This is a genomic window from Mycolicibacterium iranicum (assembly GCF_014190915.1).
Classification (GTDB): Bacteria; Actinomycetota; Actinomycetes; order Mycobacteriales; family Mycobacteriaceae; genus Mycobacterium; species Mycobacterium iranicum_B.
In genome coordinates this window covers 188,573-205,784 of record NZ_JACHVU010000004.1, presented here as the reverse complement: position 1 = coordinate 205,784, position 17,212 = coordinate 188,573, and the positions used below count along the sequence as shown (strand labels likewise).

The 17,212-nt window shown below is 69.1% G+C and carries 20 protein-coding genes and 1 riboswitch; of the genes, 11 read left to right on the top strand and 9 right to left on the bottom strand.

The annotated features are described in order from the left end of the window. Nucleotides 1-60 precede the first annotated feature (60 nt). On the top strand, nt 61-876 hold the full coding sequence (sepH, locus tag FHR72_RS11365; RefSeq protein WP_183468071.1) for a septation protein SepH: 816 nt from the start codon (nt 61-63) through the stop codon (nt 874-876). A gap of 50 nt (nt 877-926) precedes the next feature. Here the strand turns inward: sepH and FHR72_RS11360 are convergent, their stop codons facing one another. Both FHR72_RS11360 and FHR72_RS11355 read right to left on the bottom strand, forming a co-directional pair. Further along, nucleotides 927-1,205 carry a DUF2537 domain-containing protein gene (locus FHR72_RS11360; protein WP_183468070.1) on the bottom strand — a complete coding sequence of 93 codons (279 nt, stop codon included), beginning with the start codon at nt 1,203-1,205 and terminating at the stop codon, nt 927-929. Beyond that, a complete protein-coding gene (locus FHR72_RS11355) occupies nt 1,202-2,029 on the bottom strand; it encodes a TrmH family RNA methyltransferase (RefSeq protein ID WP_260155984.1) in 828 nt (275 codons plus the stop codon). Before FHR72_RS11355 ends, FHR72_RS11360 begins: the two co-directional genes overlap by 4 nt. An 82-nt stretch (nt 2,030-2,111) precedes the next feature. Here FHR72_RS11355 and FHR72_RS11350 point away from each other — a divergent pair, with 82 nt between their 5' ends. Together FHR72_RS11350 and FHR72_RS11345 are read left to right on the top strand one after the other, a co-directional pair. Beyond that, the gene (locus tag FHR72_RS11350) at nt 2,112-2,363 is read left to right on the top strand and encodes a DUF2530 domain-containing protein (protein WP_183468068.1); all 252 of its coding nucleotides are present in this window, start codon (nt 2,112-2,114) and stop codon (nt 2,361-2,363) included. 16 nt (nt 2,364-2,379) lie between these two features. Beyond that, entirely contained in the window at nt 2,380-2,832 is a 453-nt protein-coding gene (locus FHR72_RS11345; protein WP_183468067.1) for an SRPBCC family protein, read from the top strand. 4 nt (nt 2,833-2,836) lie between these two features. Here the strand turns inward: FHR72_RS11345 and FHR72_RS11340 are convergent, their stop codons facing one another. Continuing rightward, the gene (locus FHR72_RS11340) at nt 2,837-3,664 is read right to left on the bottom strand and encodes a DUF3027 domain-containing protein (protein WP_396888428.1); all 828 of its coding nucleotides are present in this window, start codon (nt 3,662-3,664) and stop codon (nt 2,837-2,839) included. An 89-nt stretch (nt 3,665-3,753) separates the two neighbouring features. Here FHR72_RS11340 and FHR72_RS11335 point away from each other — a divergent pair, with 89 nt between their 5' ends. Then, the gene (locus tag FHR72_RS11335) at nt 3,754-5,439 is read left to right on the top strand and encodes an MFS transporter (RefSeq protein WP_396888427.1); all 1,686 of its coding nucleotides are present in this window, start codon (nt 3,754-3,756) and stop codon (nt 5,437-5,439) included. After that, a complete protein-coding gene (locus tag FHR72_RS11330) occupies nt 5,436-5,930 on the top strand; it encodes a DUF2771 domain-containing protein (RefSeq protein WP_183468065.1) in 495 nt (164 codons plus the stop codon). Before FHR72_RS11335 ends, FHR72_RS11330 begins: the two co-directional genes overlap by 4 nt. Here the strand turns inward: FHR72_RS11330 and FHR72_RS11325 are convergent. Next, entirely contained in the window at nt 5,915-6,931 is a 1,017-nt protein-coding gene (locus FHR72_RS11325) for a glutathione S-transferase family protein (RefSeq protein WP_183468064.1), read from the bottom strand. The two genes, FHR72_RS11330 and FHR72_RS11325, sit on opposite strands and share 16 nt — an antisense overlap. 131 nt (nt 6,932-7,062) lie before the next feature. Continuing rightward, nucleotides 7,063-7,473: a cold-shock protein gene (locus FHR72_RS11320; protein WP_183468063.1), complete on the bottom strand. Its 411-nt coding sequence runs from the start codon at nt 7,471-7,473 to the stop codon at nt 7,063-7,065. A 182-nt stretch (nt 7,474-7,655) separates the two neighbouring features. Between FHR72_RS11320 and FHR72_RS11315 the strand changes: the two genes are divergently transcribed. The 4 genes from FHR72_RS11315 (at nt 7,656) to FHR72_RS11300 (ending at nt 11,379) form a co-directional block, all read left to right on the top strand. Beyond that, nucleotides 7,656-8,063 (top strand): YccF domain-containing protein, encoded by a 408-nt coding sequence (locus FHR72_RS11315; protein ID WP_183468062.1) that lies wholly within the window; start codon nt 7,656-7,658, stop codon nt 8,061-8,063. Then, nucleotides 8,060-9,121, top strand: a complete 1,062-nt coding sequence (gene moaA / locus FHR72_RS11310; RefSeq protein WP_183468061.1) for a GTP 3',8-cyclase MoaA — start codon at nt 8,060-8,062, stop codon at nt 9,119-9,121. Before FHR72_RS11315 ends, moaA begins: the two co-directional genes overlap by 4 nt. A 3-nt stretch (nt 9,122-9,124) precedes the next feature. Next, on the top strand, nt 9,125-9,391 hold the full coding sequence (locus FHR72_RS11305) for a MoaD/ThiS family protein (RefSeq protein WP_183468060.1): 267 nt from the start codon (nt 9,125-9,127) through the stop codon (nt 9,389-9,391). Between the two features lie 284 nt (nt 9,392-9,675). Further along, nucleotides 9,676-9,848: riboswitch (cyclic di-AMP (ydaO/yuaA leader) on the top strand. A gap of 10 nt (nt 9,849-9,858) precedes the next feature. Beyond that, nucleotides 9,859-11,379, top strand: a complete 1,521-nt coding sequence (locus tag FHR72_RS11300; protein ID WP_183468059.1) for a transglycosylase family protein — start codon at nt 9,859-9,861, stop codon at nt 11,377-11,379. 6 nt (nt 11,380-11,385) lie between these two features. Here FHR72_RS11300 and FHR72_RS11295 read toward each other — a convergent pair whose 3' ends face one another. From FHR72_RS11295 to FHR72_RS11280, 4 genes are read right to left on the bottom strand one after another with little or no spacing between them, the layout of a single operon-like run. Then, nucleotides 11,386-11,811, bottom strand: coding sequence for a molybdenum cofactor biosynthesis protein MoaE (locus FHR72_RS11295; RefSeq protein WP_183468058.1), 426 nt, complete (start codon nt 11,809-11,811; stop codon nt 11,386-11,388). Then, the gene (locus FHR72_RS11290; protein ID WP_183468057.1) at nt 11,808-12,287 is read right to left on the bottom strand and encodes a MogA/MoaB family molybdenum cofactor biosynthesis protein; all 480 of its coding nucleotides are present in this window, start codon (nt 12,285-12,287) and stop codon (nt 11,808-11,810) included. The genes FHR72_RS11295 and FHR72_RS11290 overlap by 4 nt, the downstream gene beginning before the upstream one ends. Then, complete coding sequence (moaC, locus tag FHR72_RS11285) at nt 12,284-12,721, bottom strand: cyclic pyranopterin monophosphate synthase MoaC (RefSeq protein ID WP_221193449.1); 438 nt, start codon at nt 12,719-12,721, stop codon at nt 12,284-12,286. Before moaC ends, FHR72_RS11290 begins: the two co-directional genes overlap by 4 nt. A 47-nt stretch (nt 12,722-12,768) precedes the next feature. Then, on the bottom strand, nt 12,769-12,954 hold the full coding sequence (locus tag FHR72_RS11280) for a hypothetical protein (RefSeq protein WP_183468055.1): 186 nt from the start codon (nt 12,952-12,954) through the stop codon (nt 12,769-12,771). A gap of 129 nt (nt 12,955-13,083) precedes the next feature. Here FHR72_RS11280 and FHR72_RS11275 point away from each other — a divergent pair, with 129 nt between their 5' ends. Continuing rightward, on the top strand, nt 13,084-15,357 hold the full coding sequence (locus FHR72_RS11275) for a helicase-associated domain-containing protein (RefSeq protein ID WP_183468054.1): 2,274 nt from the start codon (nt 13,084-13,086) through the stop codon (nt 15,355-15,357). Between the two features lie 205 nt (nt 15,358-15,562). After that, the gene (locus FHR72_RS11270; protein ID WP_183468053.1) at nt 15,563-17,212 is read left to right on the top strand and encodes a DNA repair helicase XPB; all 1,650 of its coding nucleotides are present in this window, start codon (nt 15,563-15,565) and stop codon (nt 17,210-17,212) included.

Below are 17,212 nucleotides of genomic sequence, written 5' to 3'. Positions count from 1 at the left end.
GTGATAACGCAGTAGGGTGACCTGGATATCGGGCATGGCACCAGCCCGGAGGAGGTCGCAATGCGGGAACTCAGAGTCGTCGGACTGGATATCGACGGCAAGCGCATCATCTGCGAGACCGGCGACTCCGGGGAGAAGTTCGTCCTGCGGTCCGACGACCGGCTCAAGGCCGCCGTGCGCGGCGACCGCGCCGGTTCGAATCAAACCACCATCGATGTCGAGGTGCCGAACGTGCTGCGCCCGAGGGAAATCCAGTCGAAGATCCGCGCCGGCGCCTCGGTTGAGCAGGTCGCCAACGCCGCCGGGGTCGACATCGCCCGGGTGGAACGTTTCGCCCACCCCGTGCTGCTGGAGCGTGCCCGCGCCGCCGAACTGGCGACCGCGGCACATCCCGTCCTCGCCGACGGCCCGTCGGTGCTGACCCTGCTGGAGACCGTGACCTCGGCGCTCATCGCGCGGGGACTCGACCCGGAGGGCACCAACTGGGACGCCTGGCGCAACGAAGACGGACGCTGGACCGTGCAGATGGCATGGAAAGCCGGCATGTCCGACAACGTCGCGCACTTCCGGTACGCCCCCGGCGCGCACGGAGGCACGGTCACTGCGTTCGACGAGGCAGCCACCGAGCTGATCGATCCGAGCTACTCCCGCCCGTTGCGGCCGCTGGCACCCGTCGCGCAGCTGGCGCTCGAAGAGGCCGAGCCGCTCCCCGCACCGGAGCCGGAACCCGTCGCCACGCCGGAACCGGCACCGGCCGCGCAGGATGCCCAGGACGCCCCGGCCGCCAAGACGCCACGTCCCCGCAAGGGCCGCCCCGCGGTGCCGGCCTGGGAGGACGTCCTTCTCGGCGTCCGGTCCAGCGGCGGACAGCGCTGACGCCGTCCCCGGCCCCGGCGAGCGCTCGCTGACGCGGGCTGCCGACGGCCTCAGACCCTGACGCCGGAAAACCCCAGCACCAGGAGAGCCACCCAGGCGCCCGCCACGCCGGCACCTGCGCCCAGAACGAACCAGCGCCACACCGGCTTTCGGCGCCAACCCCACACCGTGGGCGCCAACCCGCCCACCGCAACGAGATTCAGGCCGGCTGCAAGCAGGGGATGCACCCGCATCAGCCCGAGGCTCAGCACGATGACGGCCGCGGCGGTCACCGCGGCGACGAACGCGGCCACCGTCAAGCCAGTGGCCCACGGGGTTTCGTCGTTCACGGGGCGAGCCTATCCCGCTCATAGAACGCCAGCGCCGCAGCCGTCGCGACGTTGAGCGAGTCGGTGCCCCTCGCCATCGGGATGCGCACCCGCACATCGCTGGAGCGCATCGTGTGTTCCTTGAGACCCGGCCCCTCCGCGCCGACCAGGATCGCCACCCGCTGCTCCGCCAGGCCCGCCATCGCTTCGGCCAGGGTCGGGACCGCCGGATCCGGGGTCATCGCAAGGACACGAAAGTCGTTCTCGCGCAGCACCTGGAGGTCTTCAGGCCACGCCGCCGCCCTGGCGAACGGCACGAGCAGAGCGTGGCCCATCGACACCCGTACCGCACGGCGATAGAGCGGATCGGCACATCCGGTGCCGAAGATCATGGCGTCGACCCCGAGGCCCGCGGCATTGCGGAAGACCGATCCGAGGTTCTCGTGGTCGTTGACGCCTTCAAGCACGGCGACCGTGCGGGCGTCGTGCAGCACGTCGTCGACGGAGAGCTCCGTCGCGCGCGAAGCCGACGCCAGAACCCCGCGGTTGAGGTGGAAACCGACTACCTCGGCCATCACCTCCGCGCTCGCCCGGTAGAACGGGGCCGCGACGTCATCGAGGTCGGATCCGAGTTCCTGCAGACGCCGATCGGTGCCGAGGAGGGCGCGGGGCGTGAACCGCGAGGCAAGCATGCGCTGCACCACGAGAACGCCTTCGGCGATCACGAGGCCTTTGCCGCTCGGAAGGTCCGGCCGGCGATCGACACTGTTGAGGTCGCGGAAATCGTCGAGCCGGGGATCCGCCGGATCCGTGATGTCTACGACGTTCGGCAAGACGTTGGCCATCACGCACATTCGAGTGGGCGGGCGGCTGGCACAGCGCTAGACACTACCCACTGCCCCGGGCACGTCGATTAGGTTGGAGGCGATGGAACCCGACGGCGAGCCCCAGCCACCCCCGCTGCCCGCGGCCCTGCTCACACCGTGGCCGGTCATCATCGCGATCACGTGCGGCTGGGTCCTCGCGACCGTGCTCGCGTTCACCGTCGCCGCGCTGCACGACTGGCGGCCCGTCACGCTGGCAGGGCTCGGCGTGGGCGTTCTTGGCACATCGATTTTTCTGTGGCAACGTCACGCCGTGCGTCGCGGGCACCGCGGCGCCCAACGCGGTCTGACGTAAGTACTAGGGAGAAGCCATGGCAGCGCCGATATTGCAGGCCGAGGTCGACATCAACGCGCCGGTGACCAAGGTGTGGGATCTCATCTCGGACCTGAGCAAGATGCCGCAGTGGAGCCCGCAGTGCCGTCTGATGAAGCCCGTCGGCGAGCTGCGCCCCGGGGCGCGCACCATCAACCTCAACCGTCGCGGGCTGCTGTTCTGGCCGACGACGTGCCGGATCACCGAGTACGTGCCGGAGAAGAAGCTCGCGTTCCGCGTCAACGAGAACCACACGGTGTGGAGCTATGAGCTGGAGCCGACCGAAGCCGGCACCCGGCTGACCGAGACGAGGCGCGCCGACAACGGCACGACGGCGGTCTCGAACTTTCTGGTCGGCAAGTTCATGGGCGGGGTGCCCAGCTTCGAGGATGAACTGGTCGAGGGCATGAACGCGTCGCTGACGCGGATCAAGGCCGCCGCAGAGAGCTGAGCCGCTAACCCTCGGTGCGTTCGACCAGGTCGAGCACACCGTCGTCGTACGGGTCGAACAGTGGCGAACCCGTGCCCGGCGCCGCCGGGGTGTCCGAATGGGCGCCGCAACCGAATTCGGCGTCGACGACGTGTCCGTCGGCGGCGTATTCGTTGGCGCAGACGCCGAACATCACCCCGAGCGCACCGCCGAGCGGAAGGTAGTAGCCGCAGTCCCGGCACATGCGCCGCGTGGACCGTGCCATCGCCGAGCCGGGACCGTATTCGCCGTCGTGCCAACGCTGCGCGGCGTCGTTGCGGCCCCACAGGCTCAGCACCTGTCGTCGACCGAGCCCGACCTCGACGGCCACCTCGTCGATCTGCGGGTCGCCGGTCGAGGTGTATCCCGGAACCAAGCGGGGGTCGTTTGCGGGCGGGGCGAGAAGGTCACCCGGGCTCAGGTCGCCGGGCCGGACCCGCTCCTCCCAGGGGATCCACTTCGGCGCCAGCAGCGCGGTGGGGCCGGGGACGAGCACCACTTCACTGATGGTGGCGTGCGCGGCACCCGGGCAGGCCGCCACCACGACGGCCCACTGCCAGCCGCGGTAGCCGGGCAGTTCTGCCAGGAAGCGGTGGGTGGCCGACGTCGGATCCTCGAACCCGGCGCCCAGATACTCCCCGACGCTGTCGTCGCCGCTGTACTCGATGATCGCTGCGCGCGCATCGTCGACGGCGCCCAGCAGGATCGCCTCCAGGTCAGGGCTGGCCACGACGGAACCAGGTTCGTCGTGCGCGGGGCCGGATCCGATGTCGGTCGGATCGGTCTGCTGATCGGGTTCGGTCATGCTGTCCATCGCCTCCAATATTGCCTGAGTCAGGCAACGTCTAGCCACACCGGTCGCCTGCGCGGACGCTGTCGGCCCCATGAGGGAGAATCGTCTGCGTGACCGGACCGCGGCGTGACCCCCGGGACCCTGACGGTCAGCAGGGTGGACGCTACTACCCGCCACGCCCACCTGCGGGAGAACACCCGGGGATGGCCAACTATCCCAGCGACCCGGGAATGCGTCCCGGCAACCGCAGGTCGGGGCGGCCGTACTCACCCAACGACCACGGCAATCGCTGGCTGCCTCCGCTCGACGACGACATCCGGCACCGGACCCGTTCCTCCTACGATCCGCCGCCGGGCCGGGCCCCGGGCGCCGGCGGCGACAAGGTGACGGTGACGCGTGCCGCCGCGCAACGGAGCCGCGAGATGGGCTCCAAGGTGTACGGGATGGTGCACCGCGCCGCGACCGCCGACGGCGCCGACAAGTCGGGTCTGACGGCGTTGACGTGGCCGGTGGTCGCGAACTTCGCGGTGGACGCCGCCATGGCCGTCGCGCTGGCCAATACCTTGTTCTTCGCCGCAGCCTCCGGCGAGAGCAAGAGCAAGGTGGCGCTGTACCTGCTGATCACGATCGCACCGTTCGCGGTGATCGCGCCGCTCATCGGCCCCGCCCTGGACCGCTTGCAACATGGCAGGCGGGTCGCGCTGGCGGCGTCGTTCGCGCTGCGGACAGTGCTGGCGGTCGTGCTGATCGCCAACTTCGACAGCGCGACGGGAGGCTTCCCGTCCTGGGTGCTCTATCCCTGCGCTCTCGGGATGATGGTGCTGTCGAAATCGTTCTCGGTGCTCCGCAGCGCCGTCACACCCCGGGTGCTGCCCCCGTCGATCGATCTCGTGCGGGTGAACTCGCGGCTCACCACGTTCGGACTGCTGGGCGGCACGATGATCGGCGGAGGTATTGCCGCGGCCGCCGAATACGGCTTCCAGCTGTTCGAGATGCCCGGCGCTCTCTACGTCGTCGTGGCGGTGACCATCGCCGGCGCCGCCCTGGCCATGCGGATACCCAAGTGGGTGGAGGTCACCGAGGGCGAGGTGCCGGCGACCCTGAGCTACCACGGCGGAACCGAAGAGATGCGGCGGGACTCGTCGGCGAAAGTCCGCCAGCCGCTCGGCCGCAACATCATCACCTCGCTGTGGGGCAACTGCACCGTCAAGGTGATGGTCGGCTTCCTGTTCCTCTACCCCGCGTTCGTCGCGAAAGCCCACGACGCCAGCGGGTGGGAGCAGCTGCGCATCCTCGGCATGATCGGTGCCGCGGCGGCCATCGGGAACTTCGGCGGCAACTTCACCGCGGCACGCCTCAAACTCGGCCACCCCGCCCGCCTGGTGGTGCGCTGTGCCCTCGCCGTCACCGTGATGGCACTGGCGACCGCGCTGACCGGGAATCTGCTCGTGGCCGCGGCCGCGACGTTCGTCACGTCGGCGGCCAGCGCCATCGCCAAGGCTTCCCTGGACGCATCGCTGCAGGACGACCTGCCCGAGGAATCCCGCGCATCGGCCTTCGGGCGCTCGGAGTCGCTGCTGCAGTTGGCCTGGGTGGCCGGCGGCGCGACCGGCGTGCTCATCTACACCGAGCTGTACGCGGGGTTCACCGTGATCACCGCGATCTTGATCCTCGGTCTGGCGCAGACCGTGCTGAGCTATCGTGGCGAGTCACTGGTGCCGGGGCTCGGCGGTAATCGCCCCGTGCACGCCGAGCAGGAGGGTGTACGGACGGATGCGGCGGTGACCCGGGAGTGAAACGTCTTGTCGCTGCTCTGGTGACGCTGGCGCTGCTCTCCACGATCGGTACGGGTGTACTGGTTTGGCAGCTGTCCCGCGGGCACTCCTCGGAACTGCCGGAGATCTCGGCGTTCTCCAACGGGCACCTGACGCGGGTCGGCCCCTACCGTTTCTGCCAGGTGCTCAACCCCACCGACTGCGTGGTGCCCGCCCAGCAGGGCGAGTTGCCCGTGACCGGACGCAAACCCATCCAGTTGTCGATTCCCGGCGAGATCTCGCGGGCGCCGTGGGTACTGCTGCGCGCCTACGAGGACGCCGACGTCATCGAGGAGTTCCGGCCGGACACGACGCTCGCGGTGACCATCCCGACCATGGACGCCCAGCGCGGCCGGCTCACCGGTCTGGCTGTCCAGTTGCCGACGCTCGTGCGCGACGAAGCCGGAAACGAGTTCCCCGTGCCGCACGCCGAATGGTCGGTGCGCACGGTGTGGGATCAGCCCGCCGAGTGAGCCTCGGGCACCCGCTCGCCCTCGGGCGTCGGGCCGGGCGCAGTGCCGTCGCCGAACGGCTTGCCGCCCAACGCCTCCCGCCCGTGCGGCGTCAGCCAGTTCGACAGATCCGGACCCTTCGGGACGACGCCCGTGGGATTGATGTCCGAATGCACTATGTAGTAGTGCTGTTTGATCTGCACGAAGTCGGTGGTGTCGCCGAAACCCGGTGTCTGGAACAGGTCGCGAGCGTACGCCCACAGAACCGGCATTTCCGAGAGCTTGCTCCGGTTGGTCTTGAAGTGACCGTGGTACACGGGGTCGAAGCGTGCCAGTGTGGTGAACAGCCGCACGTCGGCCTCGGTGATGGTGTCGCCCACCAGGTATCGCTGGCTCTCCAGTCGTTCCGACAGCCAGTCGAGCGCGGTGAACAGCCGGTCGTAGGCCCGCTCGTACGCCTTCTGTGAACCGGCGAAGCCGCAGCGATAGACCCCGTTGTTGACCTCGGTGTAGATCCGCTGGGCCACCTCGTCGATCTCGTCGCGCAGCGCCTCGGGGTAGAGCTGCGGTGCACCGTCGCGGTGGTACGCCGTCCACTCCGTCGAGAAGTCGAGCGTGATCTGGGCGAAGTCGTTCGTGACGACCTCCCCGGTCGGGATGTCCACGAGCGCGGGCACCGTCACGCCTTTCGGATAGTCCGGGACACGCTTGTTGTAGGCGTCGCGCAGATAGTGGATGCCGAGCACCGGGTCGACACCGTCCGGGTCGAGGTCGAACGTCCAGCTGCGTTCGTCATGGGTGGGACCGCAGAAGCCAATGGACAGAACGTCTTCTAAGCCGAGCAGCCGCCGCACGATGATCGTTCGGTTCGCCCACGGGCACGCCCTGGCGACCACCAGCCGATACCGGCCGGGCTCCACGGCGTAACCGTCTCGACCGTCGGCGGTGATGCGGGTGGTGATGTAGTCGGTGTCCCGGTTGAACTCACCGTCGGACGAGGACGGATTGGCCACGTAGCTCATGGGTCACTTCATACCCGCCGAGCCTGACCGCAGCGACATGATTGCCCACCGAAAACGGTGACGACTCCGGGTCATGCCACTGTCGGCGCCCACGACAACAGACCCGGTGACCACCGGGGCCGCGGCGACGCCTAGGCGTCGAGCTCGCGCGCGACCGCCTTGACCACTTCGGAAACCCGGCGGGCGACCTTGCGGTCGGGGTACTTGCCCTTGCGCAGTTCCGGCTGCACCGCGCCCTCCAGGAGCGTGATCATGTCCTCGACCATGCCGTGCAATTCGTCGGGTGTGTGCTTGTGCTCCACGGTCGCGGCTTCGCGGCGGTTGCGGCTGATGCTCGGCGGCGGGTCGATGAGCTTCACCTGCAGCGCCTGCGGACCGCGTCGACCCGCGGCCACTCCGAACTCGACGCGCTGTCCGGCCTTCAGGCCTTCGACTCCGGCAGGCAACGCCGAGGACCGCACGTAGACGTCTTCGCCCTCCTCCTGTGAGAGGAACCCGAAGCCCTTCTCCGCGTCGTACCACTTCACCCGGCCGGTCGGCACTGGTCTCACCTGCTGTCTGTCTGAAGCCGATATACGTCTGTACCTGTTCGGGTACACAAAGTAAGCGCCCCGTATGCGTCGGGACGCGTCCCGGCAGATCCTACTCGGACGCTGCGGGGGCCAGCATCCCCTTATGTCGGTAGGCTGCAGGTCACCGCTGGAGGAAGAACAAGGCGACTGATATGCGATTGGCACTGAACGTCATCTGGCTGATATTCGGCGGCCTGTGGCTGGCGCTCGGCTACGTTCTGGCAGCCCTGATCTGCTTCGTCCTCATCATCACGATCCCCTTCGGATTCGCGTCGTTGCGCATCGCCGCCTACGCGCTGTGGCCGTTCGGCCGGACCATCGTCGAGAAGCCCGGCCCACGGCCCGGCGCAATGGTGGGCAACGTGATCTGGGTGATCGTCGCCGGCATCTGGCTGGCGATCGGGCACATCACCACCGCGATCGCGATGGCCATCACGATCGTCGGCATCCCGTTGGCAGTCGCCAACCTCAAACTCATCCCGGTATCGCTGATGCCGCTGGGCAAGGAGATCGTTCCGGTGGATCAGGCGCGCGGTCGCGTGGTCGGAGCCGTGCCGTGAGCGCGGTGGCGCTCGGAGTGCCGTCGGTGCTTCGCCCGCCCTCTCCTGCGCCTGCCGACGGCCCTCTGATCGACACGTTCGGACGTATCGCGACCGATCTGCGCGTCTCCCTGACCGACCTGTGCAACCTGCGGTGCACCTACTGCATGCCGGCCGAGGGGCTCGACTGGTTGGCCCGGGACCAGAAGCTCAGCCGCGACGAGCTGACGCGACTGCTGCGGATCGGCGTCACCCGACTGGGGATCACCAGTGTCCGGTTCACCGGCGGCGAGCCCCTGGTGGTGCCCTACCTCGAAGAGGTGGTCGCCGCGACCGCGGCGTTGCGGCCCCGCCCCGAGATCACGCTGACGACCAACGGCGTCGGACTTGCCGCACGGGCCGCCGCGCTCAAGCAGGCCGGCCTCAACCGCATCAACGTCTCGCTCGACACCGTCGACCCGGCGCGCTTCGCCGCGATCACCCGGCGAGACCGGTTCGACGACGTCGTAGCCGGCCTGCGGGCGGCCAGGGATGCGGGGCTGAGCCCGGTCAAGGTCAATGCGGTGCTGGACCCGGCCACGGGTCTGGAGGACGCGGTGGCTCTCCTGCGGTTCTGCCTGGACAACGGATATCAGCTCCGCATCATCGAGCAGATGCCACTCGATGCGAATCACTCGTGGCAGCGCGACCGCGCACTGAGCGCGGAGGCGATCCTGGGCGCCCTGCGGCGGCACTTCACGCTGTCTCTCGACCCTGCGCCGCGGGGGTCGGCTCCCGCCCAGCTGTGGCGCGTTCACGACGGCGCGCGCATCGCAGGCCACGTCGGGATCATCGCGTCGGTGTCCCAGGCGTTCTGCTCCACCTGCGACAGGAGCCGGCTGACTGCGGACGGCCAGATCCGCAACTGTCTGTTCGCGCGCGACGAGACCGATCTGCGCGCGCTGCTTCGTTCCGGCGCCGATGACGCCGCGCTCGAAGCGGCCTGGCGCACCGCGATGTGGACGAAGGCCGCCGGACACGGGATCAACGACCCCGACTTCGTGCAGCCGGACCGCCCGATGAGCGCGATCGGCGGCTGACCGATGGAGGCCGACCTCGGCGTACGGGTGACCGTGCGCTTCTTCGCCGCGGCGAGGGCTGCCGCGGGTGTGGAATCCGAGATGGTCGAGCTTCCGGCGGGCGCCACGGTCGACGACCTCGTCGCGGTGCTGCGGAGACGCGACGCGGGGCTGGCGAAGGTGCTCGCGAGGTGCTCTTATCTGCGCGACGGAGTTGCGGTGCGAGACATGGCCACTGAGCTCGGCAACGCCCCGACGATCGATGTTTTGCCGCCGTTTGCCGGCGGGTAACTAGACCGATTCGCCGAGTCTATTCCGTGATTTGCGTCACATCACGGAATGGTCACGGGATGGCTACGGCGAGGTTGAGGCGACCGGCACCTGCAGGAACAACGGTCTCTCTTGGTCTTTTAGAGTTTTTTTAGTATTTGCCGCCGACGTCGACACGGCGTTGAGCAAAAGGTGACGACTCCCCGGAGAGCCGATACGGTTCTGAACCAGGCGATCAACCCCCACAATCGATCGCCTGCCGCGTCACCAATTGCGCCGAGCTCCATCCGTTGGTGCGCGGGGACAACGAGATACAACCTGGATGGAGGCGGGGGACCCACTGGTCCACCGACTTGAAGGACCTGGAACCCACTGCGGTTCCTTGGGGTGAAGCCGTCGTCGTTTCGACGAGGACGGCCGGGCGACCTCTCCAGCCCGAACCCGACAGCTGACCTCGCGGGCGCTTCAGAGAGGAACCACGCGCACCTATGAGTGGACGGCACCGTAAGCCCGCTTCATCAGCCAAGAGCGTCGCCAAGATCGCCGTAACCGGCGCGGTCATCGGCGGCGGCGGCCTCGCCCTCGCCGGCCAGGCCGGCGCAGCGACAGACGGCGAATGGGACCGCGTCGCCAGCTGCGAGTCCGGCGGCAATTGGGCCATCAACACCGGCAACGGTTATCAGGGCGGACTGCAGTTCTCCCCGAGCACGTGGTCCGGCCACGGCGGCGGCGAGTATGCCCCCGCAGCTCACCTGGCCACCAAGGAAGAACAGATCGCGGTCGCCGAGCGTGTCCTGGCCTCTCAGGGCAAGGGTGCGTGGCCGTCGTGCGGCGGGCCGCTCTCCGCCGCAACGCCGCGCAACGTGGTGGAACCGCCGCCTGCGCCGATCGATCCCCTTGGACTCAACGGCCTGCTGCCTCCTCCCCCGGCACCGTTCGCTCCGCCTCCGCCGCCGCCGGCCCCTGCGCCGTTCGATGCGATGGCCGCACCGGCGCCGCTGCCGCCCGCACCGGCTCCTCTGCCGCCCGCACCGCTGCCGCCCGCCCCGGCGCCCATCGATGCGATGGCCGCACCGGCGCCGCTCCCTCCGGCTCCCGAGCCACTGCCTCCCGCCCCCGCGCCCCTGCCGCCGGCACCCGCCCCGGTGGACGCACTCGCCGCACCCGCGCCCCTGCCGCCGGCACCCGCCCCGGCCGACGCACTCGCCGCACCCGCGCCCCTGCCCCCGGCACCCGCCCCGGTGGATGTGCCGCTGCCTCCGCCTCCGGCACCTGCTGCGGTGCCGTTCGACGCTCTGTCGGCACCCGCCCCGATCGATCCGGTCGCGGCCCCCGTTCCGGCCCCGGCTCCGGTCGTGGACGTCGCGGGTGTCACACCGTTGGCCGCGCCTGCCCCGGCGCCGCAGAGCGCCGTCGTCGCGGCCGCCAACTGGGATGCCGCTCCGGCGCCCGCACCCGGCGAGCCGCAGGTGTGGTCGCTCGGTGTCGACGCCCCGCTGCAACCCGCACCGGTCCTGCCCCCGGTTCCCCCGGCCCCGGCTCCTGCGCCGGCTCCCAATGTGGTGGCCTCCGCTCCCGCACCGGACCCGCTGGCACCGCTGGGCGCGGTCGATGTTCCGGCTCCGGCCTACGACATGGCCAATCAGGCGATTTCCGGTGAGCTGCCGGTCCCGAGCGAGGTTCCTCACCTCGCCAGCCCGGAGAACCTTCCCCCCGGCACCGCGATCGCGCCACAGGGCCCCAACCAGAGCCCGAATGTCACGTACCTCAAGGAGATCTGGCACGCGATCCAGACCCAGGAGATCTCCGGTACCGACGCGCTCCTGGCGCTGACGCAGCGTCCGCTGACTACTCCGGACAATCGCGGAGGCCCGGCGCCGATCGCTCCGGTGGGCCCGGCTCCCGCACCGCTGCCCGGCGCCCCGGCGCCGCTGGCCGCCCCGGCTCCCGTCGCGGGCGCGCCTGCTCCCGCCGCTCCGGCGCCTGCGCCGGTGCTGCCTCCGGCCTGAGCAGGCTTAGGCGGAGTTCACCCATTCGTCGGTGCCGTCGGCGAAGAACTGGTGCTTCCACACCGGTAGCCGTTCCTTGACCCGGTCGACCAGCCGCGCGCAGGTTTCGAACGCTGCGCCGCGGTGGTCGGCGGCGACGGCGGCCACCAGCGCGGCATCGCCGATGTTCAGCGGGCCCACCCGGTGGCTCACCGCGATCGCGCGCACCCCCGGGCTCTCGGCCGCCACCTCGGCGACGACGTCGGCGAGTGTCTGCTCGGCCGTGGGATGCGCGGAGTACTCCAGTCTGGTGACCGTACGACCCCCGTCGTGGTCACGGACGACGCCGGCGAATGCGACCACGGCGCCGGCGGACTCGTGGGAGACCAGCTCTTCGTGGTGCGCAGAGTCGATGGGCTGTTCGGTGAGGGCAGCGCGCACCACGGCGGTCATCGCGAATGATCCTTGCCTTGACGTTGATCGAGGGCGTGATCGAGCACGTCGCCGAGCACGGCGAGTCCGTCCTTCACCCCGCCCAGGGAGCCCGGCAGGTTCACGATCAGCGTTCGGCCCGCAACACCGCAGATGCCGCGGGACAGGATCGACGTCGGAACGTGCGGCAGACCGGAGCGCCGGATCGCGTCGGCAAGTCCGGGGATCTCGTAATCGAGCACCTCGGCGGTGACCTGTGGTGTGGAGTCGGTCGGCGAGATGCCGGTGCCACCGGAGGTCACGATGATGTCCGGGTCCTCGGCGAGCGCCGTTCGCAACGCCTGGGCGACCGGATCGCCGTCGGCGACGACGACGGGCGGCGGTGAGTCGATCCCTCGGGCCCGGAGCCACTCGACCAGGACCGGGCCGGTCTTGTCTTCGTACACGCCGCTCGACGCCCGGGTCGACGCGATGATGACCCGACCCGACCGCGTCACCTGACCCACGTTCCGGTCTTGCCGCCTTCTTTGCGGATGACGTGGATGTCGTCGATGGTCGCTGCCCTGTCGACGGCCTTGATCATGTCGTACACCGTCAACGCGGAGACACTGACGGCGGTGAGGGCCTCCATCTCGACGCCGGTGCGGTCAGTGGTACGCACGGTGGCCGTGATGGTGACCGCCCCTGGATCGTCGTCGCCTCCGATGACGAAGTCGACGTCCACGCCGGTGAGGGCCAGTGGGTGACACAGGGGGATGAGATCGCTCGTGCGCTTTGCGGCCATGATGCCGGCAACGCGCGCGGTGGCGAGCGCGTCACCCTTCGGCAGCCCGTTCGCAGCGATCATCGCGATGACGTCCGGCCTGGTGTGCACCGTGCCCACGGCCACAGCGACCCGTTTGGTGGCGTCCTTGGCCGTGACGTCGACCATGTGGGCCGCGCCGGTCTCGTCGAGATGCGAGAGGCGGTCGGCCACCACTACTTGTTGACGACGGTTACTGATTGGATGAACGGCAGTGTCTCGGCCGGCAGCGGGAACGTGATGTCACCGAACGGGGACAGCGCGCCGGTGCGGTCGGCGGCCAGCTCACTGACCGCATGGTCGTCGGCATCGGTCGTGGGCCAGCCGGGATCGACGTATCGATTCTTCTTGTCATCAGCCACGAAGACATTGTGGCAGGCCCATCAGCGGCTGGCGAGGTCGGGAGGCTCCTTTACGCTGGTCAGCGATGAGGGCTTGCACGAAGAGCAGTAGGAGCCGATGAGGGCTTGCACGAAGAGCAGTAACAGCCGATGAGCACCGGGGCGAAGGTTCCTGGCGTGCCGTTGGCTGCTTGGCTGGCCGACGGCGACGACGCGCAGCTCATTCGACTGCTGCGACTGCGGCCTGACCTCACCCAGCCTCCGCCGGGCAGCATCGCTGCGCTGGCCGCCCGGGCTGCGGCGCGCCAATCCGTCAAGGCTGCCACCGACGACCTCGATTTCCTGCACATGGCCGTGCTCGACGCCCTGCTCACGTTGCACGCGGAGACCACGACCGCGACGTTCGGTGAGCTCGCCGAGCTGTTCGGCGAGCGCGCCGACCACGCCGACCTCCGTGCCGCCGTCGACGACCTCTGCGATCGCGCGCTGGTGTGGGGCGATCTGACCGGCGAGGGCGCCCTGCGCGTCGCCGCGGAGGTTGCCTCGAGCCTGCCGTGGTACCCGGGGCAGGCGACGGTGGAGAGTGCGGCCCTGACGCCCGGCGATATCAGAGTGGCTGTGGAGTCCCTCGACGCCGGCGCGCGTGAGCTGCTGGACAAGCTGCTGGAGGGATCACCCATCGGCCGCACCCGTGACGCGATGCCGGGGACCCCGCCGGATCGGCCGGTGCCCCGGCTGCTGGCCGCCGGACTGTTGCGCCGGCTCGACGACGACACGGTCATCCTGCCGCGCCTCGTGGGACAGGTCCTGCGCGGGGAGACGCCCGGCCCGGTCAGCTTGTCGAAGCCGGACCCGACGGTCACGAAGACGAAGGGTGCCGATGTCGACGCGGTGGCCGCCGGGGCGGCGCTCGATCTGCTTCGCGAAGTTGAGATGGTGCTGGAGACGCTCAGCGACGCACCGGTCGTGGAGCTGCGCAGCGGCGGTCTGGGCATACGTGAGGTCAAGCGGCTCACCAAGGTCACCGGCATCGAGGACCGCCGGCTCGGCCTGATTCTCGAGGTGGCCGCGGCGGCCGGCCTGATCGCGCCCGGCATCCCCGAGCCCGACCCGACCGACGCCGCCGGTTCGGTGTGGGCGCCGACCGTGGCTGCCGACCGGTTCGTCGAATCGTCGACGGCCGCGCGGTGGCATCTCCTCGTCTCGGCCTGGATCGATCTCCCCGGGCGTCCGAGTCTGGTCGGCACCCGCGGGCCCGACGGCAAACCTTATGCAGCGCTGTCAGATTCGCTGTTCTCGACGGCGGCACCGCTGGATCGCAGACTTCTTCTCGACACCTTGAGCGACTTGCCGGCCGGGGCCGGGGTGGACGCGGACAGCGCGTCCGCGGCGATGGTGTGGAGGCGGCCGCGCTGGGCCGTGCGACTGCAGCGCGATCCCGTCGCCGACCTACTCACCGAGGCCCATGCCGTGGGGGCAGTCGGGCGCGGGGCCATTGCGAGCCCCCTTCGCAAGCTGCTGAGTGGGGACGGCGATGACGCGGTGATCGCTGCGATGGAGAAGGTTCTGCCGTCCCCCATCGACCACTTTCTGTTGCAGGCGGACCTCACCGTCGTGGTCCCGGGTCCACTGGAGCGCACGCTGGCCGAACAGCTCTCGACGGTCGCCAATGTCGAATCCGCTGGTGCGGCCATGGTGTACCGCATCGACGAATCGTCGGTGCGCCGTGCCCTCGACACGGGCAAGACCGCGGGCGAGCTCCATGCACTGTTCAACCGCTACTCCAAAACCCCTGTGCCACAGGCACTGTCCTATCTGATCGATGACGTCGCCAGGCGGCACGGCCAGTTGCGCGTCGGCATGGCGGCGTCCTTCGTCCGCTGCGAGGACGCGGCCCTGCTGGCCCAGGCCGTCGCCGCGCCGGCGACCGAAGCGGTCGAACTGCGCCTGCTCGCGCCGACGGTGGCAGTGTCCCAAGCCCCGATCTCCGATGTCCTCAGCGCGCTGCGCGCTGCCGGTTTCGCACCGGCAGCCGAGGATGCGACCGGCGCCATCGTCGATCTGCGCAGCCGCGGGGCGCGGGTGCCGGTGCCGGGGCGCCGACGCGGATACCGGCACAACCCGGCACCGACGGATCAGACGCTGGCAGCGATCGTCGCGGTGCTGCGCAAAGTGGCGTCGGCACCGTCGTCGGCGTCGAGGCTGGACCCGGCGGTCGCCATCTCCGAGCTGCAGCAGGCGGCGCACCACCAGGAGTCGGTGGTGATCGGCTATGTCGACCCCGCAGGCGTGGCCACCCAGCGGGTCGTGGCCCCGATCAATGTCCGCGGGGGCCAATTGACCGCCTACGACCCGGCCTCGGGACGGGTACGGGAGTTCGCCATCCACCGCGTCACGTCCGTCGTCTCTGCGGACTCCGACTGACGTTTCGCCAGCCGCGCAATCCGGCAAAGCACAAGGGCGCTCTCCCATGGCTCATAACAGGCCCGAGATCTGCAGAGCGCGGCGCGCAGCAAATCCCCCACCCCGGGGAACGGGCGGAGTGACGCAGTCGTTGCGGCGGGCACTCCTCACGACCCGGAATAATGGGAAATCGTGACTTTATCGCAGGCAACAGGGTGGGGACGCGATGACTGACGGCCCGCTGATCGTGCAGTCCGACAAGACGGTGCTGCTCGAGATCGATCACGAGCTGGCCGGAGCGGCCCGCGCGGCGATCGCCCCGTTCGCCGAACTGGAGCGTGCACCCGAGCACGTGCACACCTATCGCATCACCCCGTTGGCCCTGTGGAACGCACGCGCGGCGGGACACGATGCCGAGCAGGTTGTTGACGCCCTCGTGTCCTTCTCCCGCTATGCCGTCCCGCAGCCGCTCCTGGTCGACATCGTCGACACGATGGCGCGGTACGGGCGCCTGCAGCTCGTCAAACACCCGGCACACGGTCTGATGCTGGTCAGTTTCGATCGTGCGGTACTCGAAGAGGTGCTCCGCAACAAGAAGATCGCACCGATGCTCGGTGCACGTATCGACGACGACACCGTCCTCGTGCACAACAGCGAGCGCGGTCGCGTCAAGCAGATGCTGCTCAAAATCGGTTGGCCGGCCGAGGATCTGGCGGGCTACGTCGACGGCGAAGCACACCCGATCGACCTCGATCAGGACGGCTGGCAGCTGCGTGACTACCAGCAGATGGCCGCAGACTCGTTCTGGGACGGCGGATCCGGCGTCGTGGTACTCCCGTGCGGCGCCGGCAAGACTTTGGTCGGTGCCGCTGCGATGGCCAAAGCCGGGGCGACCACGCTGATCCTCGTCACCAACACGGTGGCGGGCCGCCAGTGGAAGAGGGAGCTCATCGCGCGAACATCCCTGACCGAGAATGAAATCGGCGAGTACTCGGGCGAGCGTAAAGAGATCCGGCCCGTGACGATCGCGACGTACCAGGTGATCACCCGACGTACCAAGGGTGAGTACAAGCATCTTGAGCTGTTCGACAGCCGGGACTGGGGACTGATCATCTACGACGAGGTGCATCTTCTGCCCGCGCCCGTCTTTCGAATGACGGCGGACCTGCAGTCCCGCCGCCGCCTCGGACTCACGGCCACGCTGATCCGCGAAGACGGCCGCGAAGGCGATGTGTTCTCGCTCATCGGACCCAAGCGGTACGACGCACCGTGGAAAGACATCGAGGCGCAAGGGTGGATCGCACCGGCCGAGTGCGTGGAGGTTCGGGTCACGATGACCGACAACGAACGCATGCTCTACGCCACGGCGGAGCCAGAGGAACGCTACAAACTGTGCGCGACTGCCCACACGAAGATCGCGGTGGTCAAGTCGATCCTCGATCGGCATCCGAAAGAACCGACGCTCGTGATCGGCGCGTATCTGGACCAGCTGGAAGAACTGGGCACCGAGTTGAACGCCCCGGTGATCCAGGGGTCGACGAAGACGGCCGAGCGGGAGGAGTTGTTCGATAGTTTCCGCCGCGGTGACATCCGTACGCTGGTGGTCTCGAAGGTGGCCAACTTCTCCATCGACTTGCCGGAAGCCAGTGTTGCAGTGCAGGTTTCGGGAACTTTTGGTTCACGTCAGGAGGAGGCGCAGCGCCTGGGCCGACTTCTGCGCCCCAAGGCCGACGGCGGTGGCGCCGTGTTCTATTCGGTCGTCTCCCGTGACAGCCTCGATGCGGAGTACGCCGCACACCGGCAGCGCTTCCTGGCCGAGCAGGGCTACGGCTACGTCATCAAGGACGCCGACGACCTGCTCGGCCCTGCGATCTAG

Coding starts and splice junctions, on each gene's coding strand:
- FHR72_RS11295 (WP_183468058.1), bottom strand. CDS start 11,811: ATGACCGCCGTGGTGCGCGCTGCCCTCACCGAACAGCCCATCGACTCT.
- FHR72_RS11270 (WP_183468053.1), top strand. CDS start 15,563: ATGACTGACGGCCCGCTGATCGTGCAGTCCGACAAGACGGTGCTGCTC.
- sepH (WP_183468071.1), top strand. CDS start 61: ATGCGGGAACTCAGAGTCGTCGGACTGGATATCGACGGCAAGCGCATC.
- FHR72_RS11355 (WP_260155984.1), bottom strand. CDS start 2,029: ATGGCCAACGTCTTGCCGAACGTCGTAGACATCACGGATCCGGCGGAT.
- FHR72_RS11300 (WP_183468059.1), top strand. CDS start 9,859: ATGAGTGGACGGCACCGTAAGCCCGCTTCATCAGCCAAGAGCGTCGCC.
- FHR72_RS11275 (WP_183468054.1), top strand. CDS start 13,084: ATGAGCACCGGGGCGAAGGTTCCTGGCGTGCCGTTGGCTGCTTGGCTG.
- FHR72_RS11345 (WP_183468067.1), top strand. CDS start 2,380: ATGGCAGCGCCGATATTGCAGGCCGAGGTCGACATCAACGCGCCGGTG.
- FHR72_RS11340 (WP_396888428.1), bottom strand. CDS start 3,664: ATGGACAGCATGACCGAACCCGATCAGCAGACCGATCCGACCGACATC.
- FHR72_RS11305 (WP_183468060.1), top strand. CDS start 9,125: ATGGAGGCCGACCTCGGCGTACGGGTGACCGTGCGCTTCTTCGCCGCG.
- FHR72_RS11325 (WP_183468064.1), bottom strand. CDS start 6,931: ATGAGCTACGTGGCCAATCCGTCCTCGTCCGACGGTGAGTTCAACCGG.
- FHR72_RS11315 (WP_183468062.1), top strand. CDS start 7,656: ATGCGATTGGCACTGAACGTCATCTGGCTGATATTCGGCGGCCTGTGG.
- FHR72_RS11350 (WP_183468068.1), top strand. CDS start 2,112: ATGGAACCCGACGGCGAGCCCCAGCCACCCCCGCTGCCCGCGGCCCTG.
- moaC (WP_221193449.1), bottom strand. CDS start 12,721: ATGGTCGACGTCACGGCCAAGGACGCCACCAAACGGGTCGCTGTGGCC.